We start from the raw sequence: 18961 nt of genomic DNA on the forward strand, positions 1-18961 counted from the left end.
ATTTTTAAACGTCTGTATTTTAACTCACAGTCTTATTTATTGTCGTGCATGAGACGTACTTTAAACGGCAACTTTGGCTTTGATAGTCGGATGAGACTCATAGTTATTGACGCTAATATCGTCGTATTCAAAAGCAAAAATATCTTTAACTTTTGGGTTCAGTATCAATGTTGGCGGCGTATATAGCGAGCGTGTCAATTGTAGCTCAGCTTGCTCACGATGGTTTTGGTAGATATGGCAATCACCACCTGTCCAAACAAACTCACCAACCTCTAAGCCGCAAACCTGCGCAACCATATGCGTCAATAACGCATAACTGGCAATGTTAAAAGGCACACCTAAAAAAAGATCAGCCGAACGTTGATATAGCTGGCAGGAGAGTTTACCATCCGCCACAAAAAACTGGAACAGTGTATGACACGGGGGTAGTGCCACTTGCTCTGCCTCCCCTGGATTCCAGCCAGAAACAATCAAGCGCCGCGAGTTGGGATTGGTTTTGATTTGCTCAACGACCTGTGCGACTTGATCGACACCATCATCGTTATAGCTGCCGTCTGCGCCTTTACTTGCACCATAGTTACGCCACTGATGACCATATACGGGACCTAAGTCGCCTGCAGGACGGTTAAAGCGTGCGGTCTGCTCCGCTGTCGCCCATTCATTCCAGATACGCACACCATTGTCTTGCAAGTATTGAACGTGGGTGCTGCCACTCAAAAACCATAATAGCTCGTAGGCGATGGATTTGAAGTGAACTTTTTTGGTCGTCAATAGTGGAAAACCTGCCGCTAAGTCAAAACGCAGCTGTGCGCCGAAATGACTCAGCGTACCCGTACCCGTACGATCGCCTTTTTCAGTACCGTTGTCTAAGACGTGGCGCAGCAAATCAAGATACGCTTGCTCGTTGTTACTTTGGGTGCCATTGCTCATAAAAGTGCTCTTTAATTACTGCTGACAGCGTCCACAGATTAGGCTAGTAATCCATATAGACGCTATCATTGTTAAAAGTATTGCTAGGGTATGCGTTATGAGGCGTACCCTCTTATTCAAGTGATTAATCGTTTTATCGGTAAGGCGAGACCCTTAGTAAGCGGCGTGCTTACCCCAATCGTAAATACCGCGTTTGTAAGCGTAACCGATTAAGAACAGACCGATAATAATCATCGGCGTGCTCAATATTTGCCCTTTGGTCACCCAACCTAACAAAATAAATCCTTGGTCAACGTCTGGCTGACGGAAGAACTCAATGATGAAGCGGCTCAAGCCATAGCCCAACATAAAGACACCCGTCACTGCCATGCGCGGACGAGGTTTTGATGAGTACCACCACAAGAATAAAAACAACAGCAGACCTTCGGCAAAGGCCTCGTACAGTTGTGATGGGTGACGAGGTAATAAGTACTGACCATTTACCTCAGTCATCACCTCTTGTAGCTCAGGATTGGCTTGCAGTTGCTGCATATCAAAGCCAGCCGCTTGAGGAAAGTAGGTGAGCCAATTGTAGCCACCATCAGAGACACGGCCCCATAACTCGCCATTGATATAGTTACCGATGCGACCAAACAGCAAACCTGTCGGGACGCAGGGCACGATAAAATCGAGCACTTGAAACGGGGTCTTTTTATATTTGCGAGCAAAGTACAGCATCCCTAGCATGACACCGATCAGGCCACCATGGAATGACATGCCGCCTTCCCAAACCTTGAAGAGGTAAGCAGGGTTTTGTAGCAACTCGCCAAATTGATAAAACAACACGTAACCGACACGACCACCCAAGATGACGCCCAGTGCGCCAAAGAACACGAGATCTGAGACCATGTCTGTCGTCCAGCCCTCACGCTTGGTGCTGCGATACCATGCCAGACCGTAAGCGGCAGCAAACGCCAGTAAATACATCAGCCCATACCAGTGGACTTCGACGGGCCCAAGTGCCAAGGCGACAGGATCGTACTGAGGATGAATCATCATAAGGGTGTCATAATATTGATAATAAAGTGCTGACTATAATAGCAAATTTCAAGCGCTGGTCATACACAATTGCTATCAAGGCCATCACGCAGTATTGACGGTTTATAGCGTTAAACTGATGCTTAATCTTACGCTTAGTAGTCACGAGATGAGATAAATGAAGTGAGGTAGGTCTCATGACAGTAGTGATGGTAGAAGTCACGATAGATAATTTTTTGGGGTGACAATGGTAGTATTGATCGTTGGTAGTATTAATAGTTGATAAGAGTACACTATAGTTTTGAGAAATATCATAGAATAGATGATAACCGTATAAAGATATTGAACATCAACACTCACCAAAAAAGCGATCTCAATACGTTTGAATAACTGTTGTCTTACTTGCTTATCTCCGATGAGCATTGACGCTATGATTGATTTCACTTCTAAGGAAAGACATATGAACGCATACCCAACACAGTGGTCTGGACTGACGGATCCTGCACGCGCATTATCGCCACGCCCTCAAATATCGCGGTTTGTTGTTCTGCCACTGATGCTTGGCAGCAGTGCAATATTAGGGTTACCCGTCGCCCAAGCGGCAACGAGTAGTATCGAGCAAGTGACGGTTTATCAAGGCTTGGCGAGTGTGACACGAGCACTACCCATTACTGGTAGCGGTGAGCAAACCGTGATATTTTCGTGTCTTTCGCCTTATATGGATAAAGACAGTCTCAGCGTACAGGCAATAGGTAATGTGAATATTGGTGAAATCAGTATTGAGGAATTAACAGGAGAGCAAGCAATCCAGTGCCAATATCAAGGTGACGCCAAGGTACAAACACAGCAAAATACCTTGGCTAGTATCAATGCGGAATTAGAAGCGGCACGCTTAGCAAAAGCCTATTTGCAAAATTTGACTAAGGCCACGCAAGTCAGCACGGCGAGTACGATTGCTAGCAACGCACGCGATATAGAGGCGCAGGCGACCCGTATTAACCAAAGTATTATTGAGATGGAGCGGCGACAAGCAAGCGCCCAAGATACAATGAATCAGCTGATGGCAGGTAGTGCCGCGTCAACGGCGAGTAATGTGACACAGGTGAGTGTACGCACTGCTAGTCGCGTGCCTAGTAGCATTAAGTTGCATTATCAAGTGCGCGGTGCAGGGTGGGAGCCTACGTATCAGGCACGTCTCAACACCAATAGCGACCAGTTAAGTATCACCGCCTCGGCGATCATCGCCCAACAAACAGGCGAGAACTGGACCAACGTACCTGTGACTCTCAGTACCGCGAATCCTAATCAAAGTGCCACAGGACAATTACCTTATGTGCCACGCCTATCGCTATATGAAGAAAATAGAAACAACAATGTGGTCAATGTACCGCCCATGTCGGAGGCTATGCCTGTCGTAGTCTCTGCCAGAGAGGGCTATAGCGACGATTCTAGAGCACCAAATATGGCACCATTGCCGAACTTTACGGTCAGTAGCCAAAATAAAAACGGTATCATTGAGTATCGCTTGCCGCAGCGAGTAACGATACCCAGCGTTGGTAGACGAGTGCGTACCGTCATTGGTGAGCAATCTGGCAGCAGTAAGCTGTGGGTGCGCAGTACACCGAGTGCCCAGACGGCGGCCTATTGGTATGCGTCAGCGCCGTTCTTGACGCCAGATTGGGTAGACGGCTCATTACAGCTGTACCGCGATGACAACTATGTTGGACAATCACGCTATAACTATCAAATGTTAAAAGAGCAAGGGATTGGTTTTGGTCGTGATCCAAGTATGATGGTCAAAGAGTTAACCAATGAAGACAAGCAAGGTGAAAAAGGCGTGTTGAACCGCACACAAACCTTAACAACGACCCAAGCCTATCAGTTTACCAATCAGCATAACCGTCCTGTGCGTTTGCAAGTATTGGGTAGCGAGCCTATCAGCCGTGATGATAGTCTGAAAGTTACGGTCACGCACACGCCGCCTGTCACTGAGCGCAATTGGAATGACAATCAAGGCATGGTAGCGTGGGAGTTTGATCTGCCAAGTAAGCAGTCACAAGTGATACGCTCAACCTCGCAAATAAGCTATCCTGCCAATAAAATATTGAGTGGTAATCGATAAGTTAGAATTTACCAGTTAGGTTCTACTGATTAGTAAGGTTTTATGCGATATCGCTTATTTTTTATTTTAGCGTATCGATAAATCAGATGATAAATATAAAAGGAATGCTATGTGTATTGTTGCCATTGCTTGGCAGTTATTTGACGAGCTGCCATTAGTGCTATTGTCCAATCGCGATGAGTTTTTGCAGCGTCCGACAAAATCGCTGCATCAATGGTCTGACCAGCCGATTTATGCAGGGCGCGACAGTCAAAGCGGTGGCACATGGTTAGGTATTCATCAGCAGTCGCTAACAGATACGGCAGGCGAGGATGACATTATTTATCAGCAAAATGGTCGCTGGGCGGCGGTACTCAACTTTCGGGACGGTGTGCAGGCAAGTGCCAATGAACGTTCGCGCGGTGAGTTGGTCACGCGTTTTTTGACCAGTACGCTCAGTCCGATGGCCTTTGCACGGCAGATTGATTTGCAAAACTACGCAGGCTTCAATCTTGTTATTGGTGATGCCAGCCAAGCGGTCATCGTTAATAATCGCGGTCATGCCCCCACGCCACTGCATGCAGGTTTGCATGTGATTTCAAACGGTCAGCCAGAATCAGCTTGGTTTAAGACGGAGCGGTTGCGTGGTCGTTTGCGCCAAGAGGTGCTACCACTAATTGCCGAAGACAGCGCGGCTAGCTACTGGCAAGCAGCTGCATTCAATGTGTTGTCAGATAATACCAAGGCACCAGATGATCAGCTACCAGATACAGGGATGAGCACTGAGCTTGAGCAAACTCTGTCGTCTGTTTATATTGAGCCTGTGAGCTTTGGCAACACTGACACCAGCAAGCCTACTTATGGCACACGGACCCAGAGTATTTTAACTTTGAGCAAAAATGGCAGGGTAGATTCAGAGATCACCGCTCACATTGTCAGTCGAGAGTATCCGCATTCAATGGCTAGTGAGTAAAAACTTATTATTCAATGTCAGTGATAACTTCTACTGATTTCACGAGAACCTATACATCATTATTAAAACCATTCACACAAAAAAGCCTGTATCACTGGATACAGGCTTTTCATTTTTTATATAAAAAAGTAAAAGGACATTTTAGAAATTAAGACTGAATCAAATGATTATTTTGCTCAGGAATGATCAGTTCTTGCTTTAAGGGAAGTTCTCGTACCAATTCTTGTAAGGCGCGACGATAAACGCCTCGTTTAAAGTGAATCACTTGTCCGAGTGGATACCAGTAACTGACCCATTGCCAATGGTCAAATTCAGGTTTCCCTTCATCAAAGCGGATATGTTGGGTATTCGGCTCATCTAAGCGTAGCAAAAACCATTTTTGTTTTTGCCCAATACATAAGGGGTGCTGGCCATGGCGTACGTAACGTTTTGGCAGACGATAGCGCAGCCAGTCTTGCGTGACTGCCAATAAGTCTACGTGACGCGGATGTAAACCGACCTCTTCCCAGAGTTCGCGATACATTGCATCCATCGGCGTCTCCCCGCGGTCGATACCACCCTGCGGAAATTGCCAAGCGTTGTGACCAATACGTTTTGCCCACAGAACCTGCCCTTGTGTATTTGCCAAGATGATGCCGACATTGGCGCGAAAGCCGTCTGCATCTATCATGACTAAACCTTTTAATTTGTTTAAAAATAGCTCGTTTTGAATTAAAACCATGATAGCAATCGTAATTATTATAAGGTGATTGTTATCGATATCAGCTCAAAACAAGATTCATTACCGTTATTAAACCAAGAAACAAGCAAAATGTGTAACAGTATTTTGCTATAAAATGTTTCACGAGTTTTACCTTTTAAAATCAACTATTTATAAACAGACTTTTGTAGGTTTTTCAAATAAAAATTTAATAAATATTGATGCGAGTAACGATAGCTGCATAGTGCTCAAATCATTTATTAAAAAAGAGGGTGAGACCAAGAAATTGTTTTCTCACGACACCATAGCCAAACAATGGCTTTATAAAATCTTGCTTTGGCTTATGCTACACTAGCGAAGCTGCATATATTTCAAACAATAAAAATAGGCGACATGCCAATTAAAGTAAGGAACATTTACAATGTCAGAGTCAAAAGCAAGCGTTACATGGCAAGAGAACAAAGCCTTTATGGGCGTGTCACCATCAGGACATAACGTACAAATCGATGCCGACAAAGAAAAAGGCTCAAGCCCAATGGAACTGGTTTTATTAGGGCTGGGTGGTTGTGCGAGCTATGATGTGGTGTCAATTCTCCAAAAATCACGTCAAGCAGTGACAGACGTGCGTTGTGAGCTAACTGCGCAGCGCGCCGAGACTACACCAGCCGTTTACACCGATATTCACCTGCATTTTGTGGTTACTGGTCAAGACATTAAAGACAAACAGGTCGAAAAAGCCATTCATCTATCCGCAGAAAAATACTGCTCAGCCAGTCGCATGCTGGTCGCGGGTGGGGTCAATATCACCCATGACTTTGAAGTGGTTGCAGGCTAGGGACTTATACAATGATAAGTGCATTTTTTGAGTTGGTAACTGACAAAGTGGCGTCTGCCATTTGGGCGATGGTGGTAGCGAGCTTACTGCCATGGGCTGTATCAATAATTGCAAAAGTATCTGGCGGCTTTAGGGTCAGAAATAATGCACATCCTCGCGATTTTTTTAAAAATGCAACAGGGATGGCGGCACGCGCTGATGCTGCACAAAAAAACAGCTATGAGACTTTACCGGTATTTTTGGCGGCAGTGCTGGTGGCTATGCTGTTCTTTGTACCACAATCGATTATCAATGTATTGGCTTGGCTCTATGTGATCATTCGGATTGGTTATTGCACCGCTTATATCACCAACTTATCGACGTTTCGCTCTATCCTTTGGGTATTATCAATGGCATGCTGTCTGATGCTGTTTTATCTGGCAATACGAGTGAGTGTATAGCGCTACCCATCCATACTTATCAAATACATCAAATCAGAATAGGTGATTATTCTTGAACACTCGCTTGTAGTGCACGAATGATCACCGCTTTGTTTTTCTCTCGCTTGATACCCTCCCATACTATTTGCGCCTCAGCATAGCCTTTGGTGAGCATACCCAGCCACTGTTTATAACGCCCAACCAATACCACATCGTTCTTTGCCTCACCTTCCAAAAACTTAATTTGATGCGCAATTAAATCTTGCCATAACAATGTCGCCGTATTCTCTCCGCTGTCAGTACTTTTTTCAGTATCATTATCAACCTGTGCCACTAAATCAGGACGTGTTACTGCGCCGCGACCTAGCATGAGATGTGACGTTCCTGCCTGAGTCATACAGTCGCTTGCTTGCGCTGCTGTCCATATCTCGCCATTGGCAATGACTGGAATATCGAGCGCATTAAAACTCTGGATTTTGTCCCAATAGGCAGGCGGCTTATAGCCTTGGGTTTTGGTGCGTGCATGAATGGTTAGCCAATCGGCACCGCTATCGTTAATTGCGCCGCGAATATCATCCATGCGACTGGTATCGGTATAGCCTAGACGAATCTTAGCTGATACTGGTATATGGGCGGGAACGGCTTGGCGTACGGCACTGATAATCTGATACATGGTTTCAGGTTCATCTAACAGTACAGAACCACCCCGATGGCTATTGACCGTTTTTGCAGGACAGCCAAAGTTGATATCGATAGCAGGCGCACCAAGCTCACAAGCGTACGCGGCGTTTTCTGCCATGAGCTGCGCGTCGCTACCCAAAAGCTGCACATGAATCGGCGTGCCAGAGGCAGTTTTGGCATTGTGATGTAACTCAGGCACGTATTTATAAAATACATGCGCCGGCAAGACATGCTGGGTGATACGAATAAACTCGCTGACCGACCAATTATAAGGACGACCCAAATCCGTCGCAATCTGCGTTAAAATTTGGCGCATCAACGGATCGGTTAAGCCCTCCATCGGGGCGAGGAGGCGGACGGGAGCTGCAAATAACTGGTTAACGGTATTTTGGCGTTCTTGAAGTTGTTGGCTCTGATTCATGCTGGTTATTCACTGCTAAAAGGTCGTTATAAATAGAGGTAGACTAGGGACTAAAATTGGCAAACATGAAAAGTGACTAAGTGTTGCCAAAAATCACCTTTTTCCCTGTCTGTAATCCTGATATCAAGTCTTTGATATTATGAATATCTAGATTACTCTGCGCCCGCGTACAAGCGACATAAAGCAGGCGTAATTCTTCTGGGCTTATCTTGACCGCATTGGTAGTCACATCGTAGTAAAAATCATCATCTAGCTGTACTTTACCCCACTCAAGCCCTTTGGCCTTATGCGCGGTGGAGATGACATAGTCAGCGTTTTCAATGCTAGTCAGACTATTAACCGCTTGACTCAAGACATTGGTACCGTGATCATCGACCAGTTTGACCAATGTTTTAAGATCACTGCCTTCATTGGTTTCAGCATATTCTTGTACATCACCCCAATTATAAAAATAAGCCAGCTCGGGTACACCGTAAGCTGATTTACCATTTTTTAAGTTTTCCGCCGCCTGACAGAATTTGAGCATACGGTCAGTATCCGCTTGTAGCGCCACGCGATGGCCGTGCTTTAACCCTGTGAGTAATTGCGACATGGCGGCGGCATTGGTACGGCAGAGAATGGCGTCCTTTTTACTGTGTACCATGCCCTTATCGGTAGAGGATTGTTTGTTCGGATTGCCTTTTAGCGGTACGTCTTCTTGTAATGCTTTTAATAAAGTATTGGCCACTTCTGCAATCGGCTCACCAAAGCGAAAGGACTGCGTGAGTAATGTCTGCGGTAGCGGCAGTTTTTTCATCGCATTGACCGCACCGCGCCATTCATAAATCTGCTGATGCGCGTCGCCCACATAGATGACTTGTCTCGATTGCTGGGTCAAGATACCCATCATCAGTGGATCAGCATCTTGCGCTTCGTCAAATAAAATAAAGTCCGCAGGGATACTCGGCTTGGACAATGCCCATAGTTTGAGATAAATATCATGCCCAATGCCCGCAGGATGACGCGCATCGATCGACTGTAGCCAACGCTGCTCTACGGCAGGGTAGAGCATCTCGCGTAGCTGCTCCGCGTCCGACGCATCGAGCCAACTGGGGAACAGGATGTGCCTTGGCGCAGGATAGCTGGCATGCGTACTACAGAAGTTACTGACCGCATCGCTGACGAACCGAGACAAACGCGCTGGCGTGAGCGTAATATATTTATTAACGCCTTCCATCTGCCGACGGACTTGTACAGGCTGCAAGCCCAAATCATCCCCCAGACGCTTAGGAGAGAAGCGCGGTAAAGATAGCTTGGCGGTAATATCACGAGCAACATGACGATAAGCCAATGAATGAAAAGTGCGGCATTCTACATGTGGTGGGAACTTTGAACGAGCATCATTGGCAATCGCTTTGTTAAAGGCCAGATACAATCCGCGACCCCGTAAACGCTCACCGATTAGCTTGAGTGTCGTGGTCTTACCAGCGCCTGCATACGCCACCACTTTAAATGATTTGTGGTCCATCGCCATATTCAGCGCAGCGAGCTGCTCATCAGTGGGATCGCTCATATAAGCTGGCATCGATGCGGACATAATAAAGCTACCTAAATACAAAAGTGATTAAAAACACAAGGGGCAAAAAAAGCCACTGGATAAACAATGGCTTATAGATGGTGGTACTCAATCGTGACAATAAGCACTAAGCTTACGCGTGGGGCAAGAAGAAAACAAGATAAGTCAGACGGGTAAATGCTTTATTCTTTGACTGTTGATATCAGGTCAGCGCTAGGTTCTTCTTTGATCAAAATTTTGGCCAAAAACAACCCAAGCTCAAACAGTAACCACATCGGGATTGCCAGCATCAGCATAGATACCCCGTCAGGCGGCGTGACCACGGCAGCCACAGCAAAACAGCCCACAATGATATATCGGCGCTTTTCTTCTAGACTCTGAATGGAGACAATGCCGGCCAATATCAATAGCAAGGTCACAACAGGAATCTCAAACGTCAAGCCAAACACCATAAATAGCTTTAAAGCAAAACTCAGATAGCTATCGATATCCGTCATCGGTAGTACGTTTTGCGGGGCAAACATAATAAAGAATTTTAAGACCCCTTTGAGCACAATAAAGTAAGAAAAAGCCACCCCTGCATAAAACAAAAATATGGAAGACAGCAGCACTGGAATAGCGATTCTCTTTTCTTTCTTATATAACCCTGGCGCGACAAACGACCAAATTTGATAAAGAATATAAGGCATCGCCAAAAAGGCGGCGACGAAGACCGTCAAACGTATCGGTGCCATAAAGTTCGAGGTGATATCTGTGGCAATCATGGTCGAATTGGCAGGCAATTGCGCCACCAACGGATCTGATAAAAAGTTATACAGCTCACGTGAGTAACCGACCAAACCCAAAAAGATGATCAAGACAGCCACGCATATTTTAATTAAATGGCGACGTAGCTCAATCAAATGCTCGGTGATAGGCATGTCACCCAATGCGCTTAAAACATCCTCTGATGATTCATTTTGAGTGCTATCAGTTGTTGCTTTATCGTCTTGATTAATGCCATCTAAAGCAGGAATATCTGAAACAGTGAGTTTTTCTTGGCGGCTTTTTTTTCGTTTGAGTAGTTGCATCAGTCAGTCCCCTGCTTATTATCAGAAGTCTGCGTACTTACCGAGCTATTTAGTAAGGTATCGGCTTTATAGTTCGGTAGATAAGGCGGCATTGGGAGGCGACGGGCTTTATCGTAAGCACCCAAACGGAACCACATATTTTCCCATGGTCGGGTATTAAGGATTTGAGTAACTGGAGCGGCCATATCGCTATCATCGTTGCTGTTACCGCGCTTTGATAATTGACCGTTCTCTAATGTATCTTGATGCTCGTCAGTTGCATAAGAATAGTCGAATGCTTTTGGTATGGCTGATTGCTGATGATTTTTTGTGTCGTCAGCTTTGCTATTTCTATCATTCGCGACCGCTTCATTCGATGCTTTTAGAGAATGGCTTTGTGAGCTTTCAAAAGCCTTCATATTGCCGCGCATCTCCGCCATTTCGCGCCTCATATCGGCTTCGGTTTGACGAATTTTGGCAAGTTCTTTTTGCATTTGCTGGCGTGTCTCAGCCAAGTCTAGCTCTGCCTCTATCTCAGACTGCAAGGTCGAGACGGTGCGGCGAATTTTGGCATACCATTGCCCAGCCGTACGTGCTGCCTGTGGCAGTTTTTCTGGGCCCAAGACGATTAGGGCGATTACGCCAAAGAGAAGTAGTTCAGAAAACCCGATATCAAACATAATGGTCCGCTATCACTGTCTAGATGCTATACATTATGCTTGTCATCAACCTTAATGGTTGCTGGGCGCTCGTCGGTATGGGCTGTGCCATCATGGTCAAGCACCACGCGTTTTTTGGCATGCTCTGTATTTTCATCTTTGACCGCTTCTTTAAAGCCTTTAACCGCACCGCCCAAATCTTTGCCAGCATTTTTTAGTTTTGCAGTGCCAAACACGACAACGACGACGACCAATAGTATCAGCCAATGCGTAATAGAAAAACTACCCATAATGGTATCCTTGTGACCTGGTTTTGTGACCTGGTTTTGTGACTTAGTTTTCAGTCTTTATATGTCTGCTTTGTGTTGATAAAGCCTGCTTTGAATTGATAAAAGAGTTATGTATCAAAAAAAGCATCACATATAATGCGAGATAAAACAGAGCTATATTATAACCCGCAGTTATTACAAATAGGTGAAATCAACGATAATCAAACAGGGTCGATGCTTTTTTTTGTATCTTAATAACTATCTAGCCGCTTTTTCGTCGATACCTGATAAGCCAAACCGTCTTCCTAGCTCATTTAGTACAGCGTCTGACTCTATGTCAAACCATGCCAGTCCGACTAAAGTATGAAACCAGACATCTGCCACTTCATAGATCAGCTCATGGCGCGCCGCCTCAAAAGCAGCTTTGTCTTTACCTTCATCGCAGTGAGCAAAATCTTTGGCAGCAATGATGCTCTCTGTACTCTCTTCACCGACTTTTTCTAATATTTTATTCAAGCCTTTAGCGTATAGGCTGGCGACATAAGAGCTGTCGGCATCGGCTTGTTTGCGCTCTGCCAATACCTGATCGAGCTGTTTTAGCACAGAGCCTTTATCAATTGGCGCTTGAGTAGTATCGACTTGCGCTTGAGTGTTATTCGAGTCGGTGGTCGCGCTAGCATTTTCGTTTTCAGAACTGGTGCTAGCAGATTTATCAGAATGATAAATATCCGCAGGGTCTTTTAATATTTTATCGACAGTTTGCCACTCTGGCGTTGGACCAGACAAATCTAAACGCTGATAAAAACAAGACTCGCGGCCTGTATGACAAGCAATACCGCCCGCTTGAGTCACGCTTAACACAATCACGTCTGCGTCACAGTCTAGACGAATATCGTGGACGGTTTGCGTATGACCTGATGATTCGCCTTTGTGCCACAATTTGCCACGCGATCGCGAAAAATAAACCGCGGTCTGCGTTTGTGCGGTGAGCTGTAATGCGTCTGCATTCATCCAAGCCATCATCAAAATACGGCCTGACTCGTGATCTTGAGCAATTGCAGGAATCAAACCATCAGCATTAAAAGTTACGGCAGTCAGCCAAGCAGGTAGAGTCATAATGTATGTGTCGTCTTGTAGTTAGAGAATAAAAATATCAATAAGTAATTATACTACTTATGATTGGAGCGAGGAGATTGTCTAAAATGCTCTGAAGTGCTCTGAAATATGATGTCATATGAAAGCTGCGCGAGCATTAGAATAAAAGGGGTACTATTGACTCGCTATTTTACAGCCTAAATAAATGAGGATATAGAGCCTCTTTGGTCGTGTTATCGAGCTTAATCACTTTATTGAGATTAAAATCATAATTTCTAAAATGCTGCCGTGCTTTTACGACCGTTTCGCCCGTGTGCATACGGGTAACTTTTATCACTATATTACCGCCATTATCATATATTGGCTCAACACCGACTTCAAACAAAAGCTCTTCACGCGCTTGTATACGACTCAAAATAACCAACTGCAATTTATCAATAATCAAACCCTGTTTATCTGAATTGATTTCTTTAATACCTTTAGCCTGTAGAAACCTTAGTCGCGCTTCGGACAGAAGGGCAGTCAGAGATTCGATGGTCACATGCTGTCCCAAGTCGATTTCGGTATGACGCACGCGCATCACTGTCTCAAAAACAAATAAATAATCCTCAAATACCAACTCTTGCTTTGACACACTATCTCCTAAAGTGATGGCAAACAATTATGCTACTTATCATGCGATAGGCTGGCAGAATCATAATAATGATGAACAGCTAATAAGGCTGTATACACTTAATAAATGAGTTTGCTTCCATGACACCCATATTATGATGTAACTTAAGTATCTACTTAAGCACAGCTTCAGCTGACATTCAATCTATTTGGATGAAAATTGACCATTTTCATGAGGTTTTTGAGAGCTGCGCTGCAGTTCTACTTATGCTGACTAACGGTCTTTGTTGCCAAGTAAAGGCTAGCCAAAACTTTACTTGGCAAAACAAGGCACTATCTGCTAAAATAGCGCCTCCCACCTCGAGGCAAATAGAGGTTTAGTTGTTATTTATATGACGATTATTCGGTATGACTATTTGACGACCAGGTTCTAAAACAGAAAAAGAGGCAAATCATCATGAAAGTTAAGATGAAAACCAGAAGCGGTGCCGCTAAACGCTTCAAAAAAACAGCAAACGGCTTTAAACGTAAGCAAGCATTCAAAAGCCATATTTTGACCAAGAAATCACCTAAGCGTATTCGCCAGTTGCGTGGTCTTAAGTTGGTACATAAATCTGACGAAGCAGCAGTTCGTCGTATGTGCCCATACATCTAATAGCCTACTGTCATCTATCTTTGATTGAAAACTATCTGATGAAATGATATTTGACTTTGCAATCTGACAATGATGTTTGTTATTTGACAGCATCATCACTCGCTTAACAGTGATTACAAAATCTTGGAGTAAATTATGGCCCGTGTAAAACGTGGTGTACAGGCAAATCGCCGTCACAAAAAAATCTTAAAACGCGCAAAAGGCTACTACGGTGCCCGTTCACGTGTTTACCGCGTAGCGGTACAGGCAGTGACCAAAGCTGGTCAATATGCTTATCGTGACCGTCGCAACAAAAAACGTACTTTCCGTCGTCTTTGGATCGCACGTATCAATGCTGGTGCACGCTTAAACGGTTTGAGCTATAGCCGCTTTATCAATGGCATGAAAAAAGCAAACATCGCAATCGATCGTCGCGTTCTAGCAGACATCGCTATGCATGATGCAGCGACTTTCACAGCATTGGTCGAAAAAGCAAAAGCGGAACTAGCATAAATATTAACTACTCTTTAGAGATTAAGTAGATATAAAATTTATCTAAGTAAGCATCTAAACGAATAGAACTAATATTGATTAATAGTACGATATTAATAAAAGCTACCGCTGGTCGGTGGCTTTTTTTATATGAAATTATTCTACGCCTGTTCGACGTCGAGGCTTTGTCGTTACGAAATACGTTTGTCATCGACTAAATACTCAAGCCATTCTTATAAACAGTATTTATATCAATTTTTTATATAAACATAACTGGATAAATGGTTTGCAATATTTGGTCAAACCCCTACAATTAATAGTCCGTTCAAATCAGGAATAATGCGTCTTATGACTAACCCTGCTGCTACCAACGACTTGTCGGCGCTACCGACCTTGTCTTCAGAGCTCAATGAGCTCAATGAAGCTCAGCTTACCGACTTTGCGAGTGCTGCTGAAGCTTTAATTCTACAAGTAACTGATGCGCGTACGTTGCAAGATTTGCGTGTGCAATTGACTGGCAAAAAGAGCCCATTGACGGGCTGGTCAAAGCAGATGGGCAAACTCGATGCTGACGACAAAAAAACCTACGGCGGCTGGTTGCATGAGGTGCGTAGCCGCATTCAGCAAGCATTGACTGATCAACAGCAGCAGTTAGAAGTCGCAGCACTCAATGCTAAGCTAGAGAGTGAAAGTATTGATATTACGTTGCCTGCTCGCGGTGGTCAAAAAGGTCATCTGCATCCAGTCACGATGATTACTCAGCGTATGCAGCAGTATTTTATTCAAGCGGGCTTCAATGTCGCGACTGGCCCTGAAGTTGAGAGCGATTACTATAACTTTGAAGCATTAAATATTCCGTCGCACCATCCTGCGCGCGCGATGCATGATACTTTTTATTTTGATGCGCATTATCTATTGCGTACGCATACCAGCCCGGTACAGATCCGTACCATGGAAAAGAATGAGCCGCCGATTCGTATTATTTGTCCTGGTCGTGTTTATCGTAACGACTCAGACCAAACCCACTCACCAATGTTTCATCAGCTAGAAGGTCTTATGGTCACCGAGTCGAGCACTTTTGCTGAGCTAAAAGGTCTGATTAGTGAGTTTTTGGAAGCATTTTTCGCCAAAGAGCTGACCGTACGTTTCCGTCCTTCATTCTTCCCATTCACTGAGCCGTCTGCAGAAGTGGATATTTTAGATGACAATGGCAAGTGGCTTGAAGTGATGGGCTGCGGTATGGTGCATCCACAAGTATTGACCAACTGCGGTATTGATAGCGATAAACACACAGGCTTTGCGTTTGGTATGGGTATCGAGCGTTTTGCGATGCTGTATTACGGTATTGATGACTTGCGTTTATTTTTCCAAAATGACGTACGCTTCTTAAAGCAATTTGGCTAGAGAGCTTTTGTTGATATAAAAGTGCTCCTTGTTAATACAACAAGTTAATTTGCCAAGCTTTACTCCAACATCTTTATTATAAAATTCTGATCCGAGATATTTATGAAAATTAGCGAACAGTGGCTACGTCAATGGGTAAACCCCCAAAATACCAGCGAGCAGTTGGCTGAACAGCTGACCATGGCAGGGCTTGAAATTGATGATCGTTACGCAGTTGCCCGTGAATTTAGCGGTGTGGTCATCGGTGAAGTCATCAGCGTTGAGCAGCACCCAGATGCAGACAAACTGCGTGTCACGCAGGTAAATATTGGCGATGCTGAGCCGCTACAAATTGTCTGCGGCGCGCCCAATGTGACCGTCGGTATGAAAGCGCCGGTTGCTACCGTTGGTGCGGTATTGCCAAGCGACGATGGCAAAGGCTTTAAGATCAAAAAAAGCAAATTACGCGGTGTTGCCTCAAACGGCATGCTATGCGGCGCCTCTGAAATTGACTTGGTCGATGATATCGATGGTCTGCTTGAATTGCCTGAAGATGCACCAGTTGGTACCGATATCCGTGAATATTTAGGTCTAAATAATCAGATACTGGATATCTCTATCACCCCAAACCGTGGTGATTGCTTTAGCGTTCGCGGTATCGCTCGCGAGATTTCAGTCATCAATGATTTGCCTGTACAGTTGCTAGAGATTCCTGACAATGTAGTCGCTTCTGATAATGGTACAACGCCCGCTGTAATCGTTGATGCGGTAGAAGCGTGCCCTCGCTATCTGTTGCAATCAATTAGCAATATTGATCGTGGCATCGATACTCCAAAATGGATGCAAGATGCATTGGTACAGTCAGGACTACGTTCACACAACTTCTTGGTCGATGTGACCAATTATGTGTTGATGGAATTGGGTCAGCCGCTACACGCTTTTGATGCTGATACCATCGTCGGTGATATCGTTGTACGTTTGGCACAGCCTGATGAAACCATCACTTTGCTCAACGAGCAAACGGTTACGCTAACCGGTGATGAGCTTGTAATTGCTGACGACAAAGGTGCTTTGGCACTAGCTGGCATTATGGGTGGTCAGCGTAGCAGTGTCACCGATAGTACGACCAATATCGTTGTAGAAAGCGCTTTCTTTAATCAACTGGCTATCGCTGCACGCGCCCGTCGTTTTGGATTGCACACCGATGCTTCGCAGCGTTTTGAGCGTGGGGTCGATTTTGAATTGCCGAAACTTGCCTTGGCACGCGCTTGTGATTTGATCACAAGCATTACGGGCGGCGAAGCAGGTCAAATAGTCACGACCGAAAACCTTGAGCATTTGCCAGTACGCGCACCGATTACATTGCCAATCGCGAAAGTTCGTGATGTCATTGGGATTGATATCGATCCATCAGAGATGGTGCGTATCTTAACCCAATTAGGTTTTGAGGTAGAGCAGCAAAACGACGCACTAATTTGTAAGCCACCGTCTTATCGTTTTGATATGAGTATCCGCGAAGATCTCATCGAAGAAATTGCCCGTATCTATGGCTATGACAATATTCCAAGCGTCCTGCCACATTTGCAAGTCAGCATGGATTATGACGATACTGCAGATTTGACTCATGGGATGAAGCTAGCACTGGTCGATAATGGTTATATGGAAGCGATCAGCTTTAGCTTTAGTGATGCAAAATTAGAAGCATTGCTTGATGATGAAGCGCTAGGGGAGGTGTTGGCACTGGCAAACCCTATCTCTAGTGATTTGGCGGTCATGCGTCGTACCTTGCTATCGAGCCTACTGCCTTGCGTGCAATATAACTTGAATCGTCAGCAGCCACGCGTACGTTTCTTTGAAACGGGTCTTAGCTTTGTGGGACAAAGTATCAGTGATTTGGTCCAAACCCCAAGCATTGCCTTGGTCGCAGTGGGTGATATATGGAGCGAGCAAGCGTATCAAAATCGTGCGCTAGACTTTTATGATCTAAAACACGATATTGAACAGTTATTACCAGCGCAGATCGATAATGCACGCATCCGCTACGAGCGTAGTACGCTGAGCTTCCTCCATCCAGGACAAAGCGCTGAGTTATATATCGATGATATATATGTTGGTTGGTTGGGTCAGCTACATCCAAATACTGCTAAGCAGTTAGATCTGCCGACGACATGGGTCGCTCAATTGTCACTGGCACCGCTATTGACGCTTGCTCGTGAGCAGCATGCGATTACGACGCCTAGCAAGTTCCCACAAGTGCGCCGTGATATCGCTATCTTAGTAGACAGTGATATCAGTTTGCAGACGTTAGAATCGACAATACGAGCTGCGGCAGGTGATCTGTTGACTGATCTGTGGCTATTTGATGTGTATCAAGGCGATAAAGTACCAGTAGGTCAGCGTTCATTAGCGTTTGCACTCGTATGGCAAGATGCTACACAAACCCTATCGGATGAAGCTGTAAAGGCTGCCACCGATAAGGTTGTACAGGCATTAACGGATCAACACGCAGTCCAGTTACGTGACAGCTAATATTTAGTCTTTAAAATACCCAATACTCTATAGCCTTTTCAGTTATGAGGCTATGGAGCATTGCTATTCGTAAAAACTATTATTTATAACCCTTTTACTTGTAGAATAAGTTAAGTCATTATTAATAAAGGATTTTAATGCATAGTTTGTTAAAAACTGCTCAAAAAACCTTTATAATAATTAGACTTAACCCTCATACCGCTAAACCATGATATTCGACATCACGACATAGCATAGGAGTCGTACTGTGAGCACCTTAACCAAATCTGACATGATTGAGCACTTAATGAGTCATCTAAATCTGACACGCCAAGAAGGTCGCTGTCTGGTGGAGAACTTTTTTGATGAGCTGTCAGAGAGTTTGATTGATGGCAAAGAGGTCAAGCTTTCAGGCTTTGGCAACTTTGAGCTTAAAGATAAGAACAGCCGTCCAGGTCGTAACCCTAAAACAGGGGAGCCTGTCGCAGTATCCGCGCGCCGCGTGGTTACGTTCAAAACGGGACAAAAATTTCGTCAGAAAGTTGATGAGCGTTTATTTGATACTTAATGTGTTATTGAGTATGAAAGCCTGCTTGTTTTCGCTATAGCCTTGTAGAAATATTGATAT

The 18961-nt window shown here is 44.7% G+C and carries 19 protein-coding genes; 9 read left to right on the top strand and 10 right to left on the bottom strand.

What is annotated here, in order from left to right:
- Positions 1-60: 60 nt before the first annotated feature.
- Both ACHUET_RS08330 and lgt read right to left on the bottom strand, forming a co-directional pair.
- A complete protein-coding gene (locus tag ACHUET_RS08330) occupies positions 61-930 on the bottom strand; it encodes a thymidylate synthase (protein WP_394212078.1) in 870 nt (289 codons plus the stop codon).
- A 153-nt stretch (positions 931-1083) separates the two neighbouring features.
- Positions 1084-1968 carry a prolipoprotein diacylglyceryl transferase gene (lgt, locus tag ACHUET_RS08335; RefSeq protein ID WP_075106443.1) on the bottom strand — a complete coding sequence of 295 codons (885 nt, stop codon included), beginning with the start codon at positions 1966-1968 and terminating at the stop codon, positions 1084-1086.
- Between the two features lie 439 nt (positions 1969-2407).
- Here lgt and ACHUET_RS08340 point away from each other — a divergent pair, with 439 nt between their 5' ends.
- Together ACHUET_RS08340 and ACHUET_RS08345 are read left to right on the top strand one after the other, a co-directional pair.
- Positions 2408-4069: a DUF4139 domain-containing protein gene (locus tag ACHUET_RS08340; protein ID WP_394212080.1), complete on the top strand. Its 1662-nt coding sequence runs from the start codon at positions 2408-2410 to the stop codon at positions 4067-4069.
- A gap of 109 nt (positions 4070-4178) precedes the next feature.
- Positions 4179-5021, top strand: a complete 843-nt coding sequence (locus ACHUET_RS08345; RefSeq protein WP_394212082.1) for an NRDE family protein — start codon at positions 4179-4181, stop codon at positions 5019-5021.
- A gap of 148 nt (positions 5022-5169) precedes the next feature.
- Here ACHUET_RS08345 and ACHUET_RS08350 read toward each other — a convergent pair whose 3' ends face one another.
- Positions 5170-5691 carry an RNA pyrophosphohydrolase gene (locus ACHUET_RS08350; protein WP_114701778.1) on the bottom strand — a complete coding sequence of 174 codons (522 nt, stop codon included), beginning with the start codon at positions 5689-5691 and terminating at the stop codon, positions 5170-5172.
- Between the two features lie 451 nt (positions 5692-6142).
- Between ACHUET_RS08350 and ACHUET_RS08355 the strand changes: the two genes are divergently transcribed.
- Both ACHUET_RS08355 and ACHUET_RS08360 read left to right on the top strand, forming a co-directional pair.
- Positions 6143-6556: an OsmC family protein gene (locus tag ACHUET_RS08355; protein WP_394212084.1), complete on the top strand. Its 414-nt coding sequence runs from the start codon at positions 6143-6145 to the stop codon at positions 6554-6556.
- A gap of 11 nt (positions 6557-6567) precedes the next feature.
- On the top strand, positions 6568-6996 hold the full coding sequence (locus ACHUET_RS08360; protein ID WP_394212086.1) for an MAPEG family protein: 429 nt from the start codon (positions 6568-6570) through the stop codon (positions 6994-6996).
- A 46-nt stretch (positions 6997-7042) separates the two neighbouring features.
- Here the strand turns inward: ACHUET_RS08360 and ACHUET_RS08365 are convergent, their stop codons facing one another.
- The 7 genes from ACHUET_RS08365 to ACHUET_RS08395 form a co-directional block, all read right to left on the bottom strand.
- Positions 7043-8077, bottom strand: a complete 1035-nt coding sequence (locus ACHUET_RS08365; RefSeq protein ID WP_394212088.1) for a tRNA dihydrouridine synthase — start codon at positions 8075-8077, stop codon at positions 7043-7045.
- Between the two features lie 76 nt (positions 8078-8153).
- A complete protein-coding gene (locus ACHUET_RS08370) occupies positions 8154-9653 on the bottom strand; it encodes a UvrD-helicase domain-containing protein (RefSeq protein ID WP_394212089.1) in 1500 nt (499 codons plus the stop codon).
- Between the two features lie 161 nt (positions 9654-9814).
- Positions 9815-10702 carry a twin-arginine translocase subunit TatC gene (tatC, locus tag ACHUET_RS08375; protein WP_394212091.1) on the bottom strand — a complete coding sequence of 296 codons (888 nt, stop codon included), beginning with the start codon at positions 10700-10702 and terminating at the stop codon, positions 9815-9817.
- Positions 10702-11361 carry a Sec-independent protein translocase protein TatB gene (gene tatB / locus ACHUET_RS08380; RefSeq protein WP_394212092.1) on the bottom strand — a complete coding sequence of 220 codons (660 nt, stop codon included), beginning with the start codon at positions 11359-11361 and terminating at the stop codon, positions 10702-10704. The genes tatC and tatB overlap by 1 nt, the downstream gene beginning before the upstream one ends.
- Positions 11362-11387: 26 nt before the next feature.
- Positions 11388-11630, bottom strand: coding sequence for a Sec-independent protein translocase subunit TatA (tatA, locus tag ACHUET_RS08385; RefSeq protein ID WP_394212094.1), 243 nt, complete (start codon positions 11628-11630; stop codon positions 11388-11390).
- A gap of 237 nt (positions 11631-11867) precedes the next feature.
- Positions 11868-12725: a bifunctional phosphoribosyl-AMP cyclohydrolase/phosphoribosyl-ATP diphosphatase HisIE gene (gene hisIE / locus ACHUET_RS08390; protein ID WP_394212096.1), complete on the bottom strand. Its 858-nt coding sequence runs from the start codon at positions 12723-12725 to the stop codon at positions 11868-11870.
- Positions 12726-12894: 169 nt separating this feature from the next.
- Positions 12895-13338 carry a thioesterase family protein gene (locus ACHUET_RS08395; protein WP_394212098.1) on the bottom strand — a complete coding sequence of 148 codons (444 nt, stop codon included), beginning with the start codon at positions 13336-13338 and terminating at the stop codon, positions 12895-12897.
- Between the two features lie 435 nt (positions 13339-13773).
- On the opposite strand from ACHUET_RS08395, the gene rpmI reads away from it, so the two are divergent.
- The 5 genes from rpmI (at position 13774) to ACHUET_RS08420 (ending at position 18901) form a co-directional block, all read left to right on the top strand.
- Positions 13774-13971, top strand: coding sequence for a 50S ribosomal protein L35 (gene rpmI, locus ACHUET_RS08400; protein WP_062845610.1), 198 nt, complete (start codon positions 13774-13776; stop codon positions 13969-13971).
- Between the two features lie 135 nt (positions 13972-14106).
- Positions 14107-14463, top strand: a complete 357-nt coding sequence (rplT, locus tag ACHUET_RS08405) for a 50S ribosomal protein L20 (RefSeq protein ID WP_011281252.1) — start codon at positions 14107-14109, stop codon at positions 14461-14463.
- A 327-nt stretch (positions 14464-14790) separates the two neighbouring features.
- Positions 14791-15846: a phenylalanine--tRNA ligase subunit alpha gene (gene pheS, locus ACHUET_RS08410; protein ID WP_394212100.1), complete on the top strand. Its 1056-nt coding sequence runs from the start codon at positions 14791-14793 to the stop codon at positions 15844-15846.
- A 102-nt stretch (positions 15847-15948) separates the two neighbouring features.
- Complete coding sequence (gene pheT / locus ACHUET_RS08415; RefSeq protein WP_394212102.1) at positions 15949-18354, top strand: phenylalanine--tRNA ligase subunit beta; 2406 nt, start codon at positions 15949-15951, stop codon at positions 18352-18354.
- A gap of 247 nt (positions 18355-18601) precedes the next feature.
- Positions 18602-18901 (top strand): integration host factor subunit alpha, encoded by a 300-nt coding sequence (locus tag ACHUET_RS08420; RefSeq protein ID WP_201600256.1) that lies wholly within the window; start codon positions 18602-18604, stop codon positions 18899-18901.
- Positions 18902-18961: the final 60 nt, after the last annotated feature.

This window comes from Psychrobacter piscatorii, from assembly GCF_043641605.1.
GTDB lineage: Bacteria > Pseudomonadota > Gammaproteobacteria > Pseudomonadales > Moraxellaceae > Psychrobacter > Psychrobacter piscatorii_C.

Coding starts and splice junctions, on each gene's coding strand:
- ACHUET_RS08330 (WP_394212078.1), bottom strand. CDS start 930: ATGAGCAATGGCACCCAAAGTAACAACGAGCAAGCGTATCTTGATTTG.
- tatA (WP_394212094.1), bottom strand. CDS start 11,630: ATGGGTAGTTTTTCTATTACGCATTGGCTGATACTATTGGTCGTCGTC.
- lgt (WP_075106443.1), bottom strand. CDS start 1,968: ATGATGATTCATCCTCAGTACGATCCTGTCGCCTTGGCACTTGGGCCC.
- ACHUET_RS08340 (WP_394212080.1), top strand. CDS start 2,408: ATGAACGCATACCCAACACAGTGGTCTGGACTGACGGATCCTGCACGC.
- ACHUET_RS08365 (WP_394212088.1), bottom strand. CDS start 8,077: ATGAATCAGAGCCAACAACTTCAAGAACGCCAAAATACCGTTAACCAG.
- hisIE (WP_394212096.1), bottom strand. CDS start 12,725: ATGACTCTACCTGCTTGGCTGACTGCCGTAACTTTTAATGCTGATGGT.
- rplT (WP_011281252.1), top strand. CDS start 14,107: ATGGCCCGTGTAAAACGTGGTGTACAGGCAAATCGCCGTCACAAAAAA.
- tatC (WP_394212091.1), bottom strand. CDS start 10,702: ATGCAACTACTCAAACGAAAAAAAAGCCGCCAAGAAAAACTCACTGTT.
- pheS (WP_394212100.1), top strand. CDS start 14,791: ATGACTAACCCTGCTGCTACCAACGACTTGTCGGCGCTACCGACCTTG.
- ACHUET_RS08345 (WP_394212082.1), top strand. CDS start 4,179: ATGTGTATTGTTGCCATTGCTTGGCAGTTATTTGACGAGCTGCCATTA.
- ACHUET_RS08360 (WP_394212086.1), top strand. CDS start 6,568: ATGATAAGTGCATTTTTTGAGTTGGTAACTGACAAAGTGGCGTCTGCC.
- ACHUET_RS08370 (WP_394212089.1), bottom strand. CDS start 9,653: ATGTCCGCATCGATGCCAGCTTATATGAGCGATCCCACTGATGAGCAG.
- ACHUET_RS08350 (WP_114701778.1), bottom strand. CDS start 5,691: ATGATAGATGCAGACGGCTTTCGCGCCAATGTCGGCATCATCTTGGCA.
- tatB (WP_394212092.1), bottom strand. CDS start 11,361: ATGTTTGATATCGGGTTTTCTGAACTACTTCTCTTTGGCGTAATCGCC.
- rpmI (WP_062845610.1), top strand. CDS start 13,774: ATGAAAGTTAAGATGAAAACCAGAAGCGGTGCCGCTAAACGCTTCAAA.
- pheT (WP_394212102.1), top strand. CDS start 15,949: ATGAAAATTAGCGAACAGTGGCTACGTCAATGGGTAAACCCCCAAAAT.
- ACHUET_RS08355 (WP_394212084.1), top strand. CDS start 6,143: ATGTCAGAGTCAAAAGCAAGCGTTACATGGCAAGAGAACAAAGCCTTT.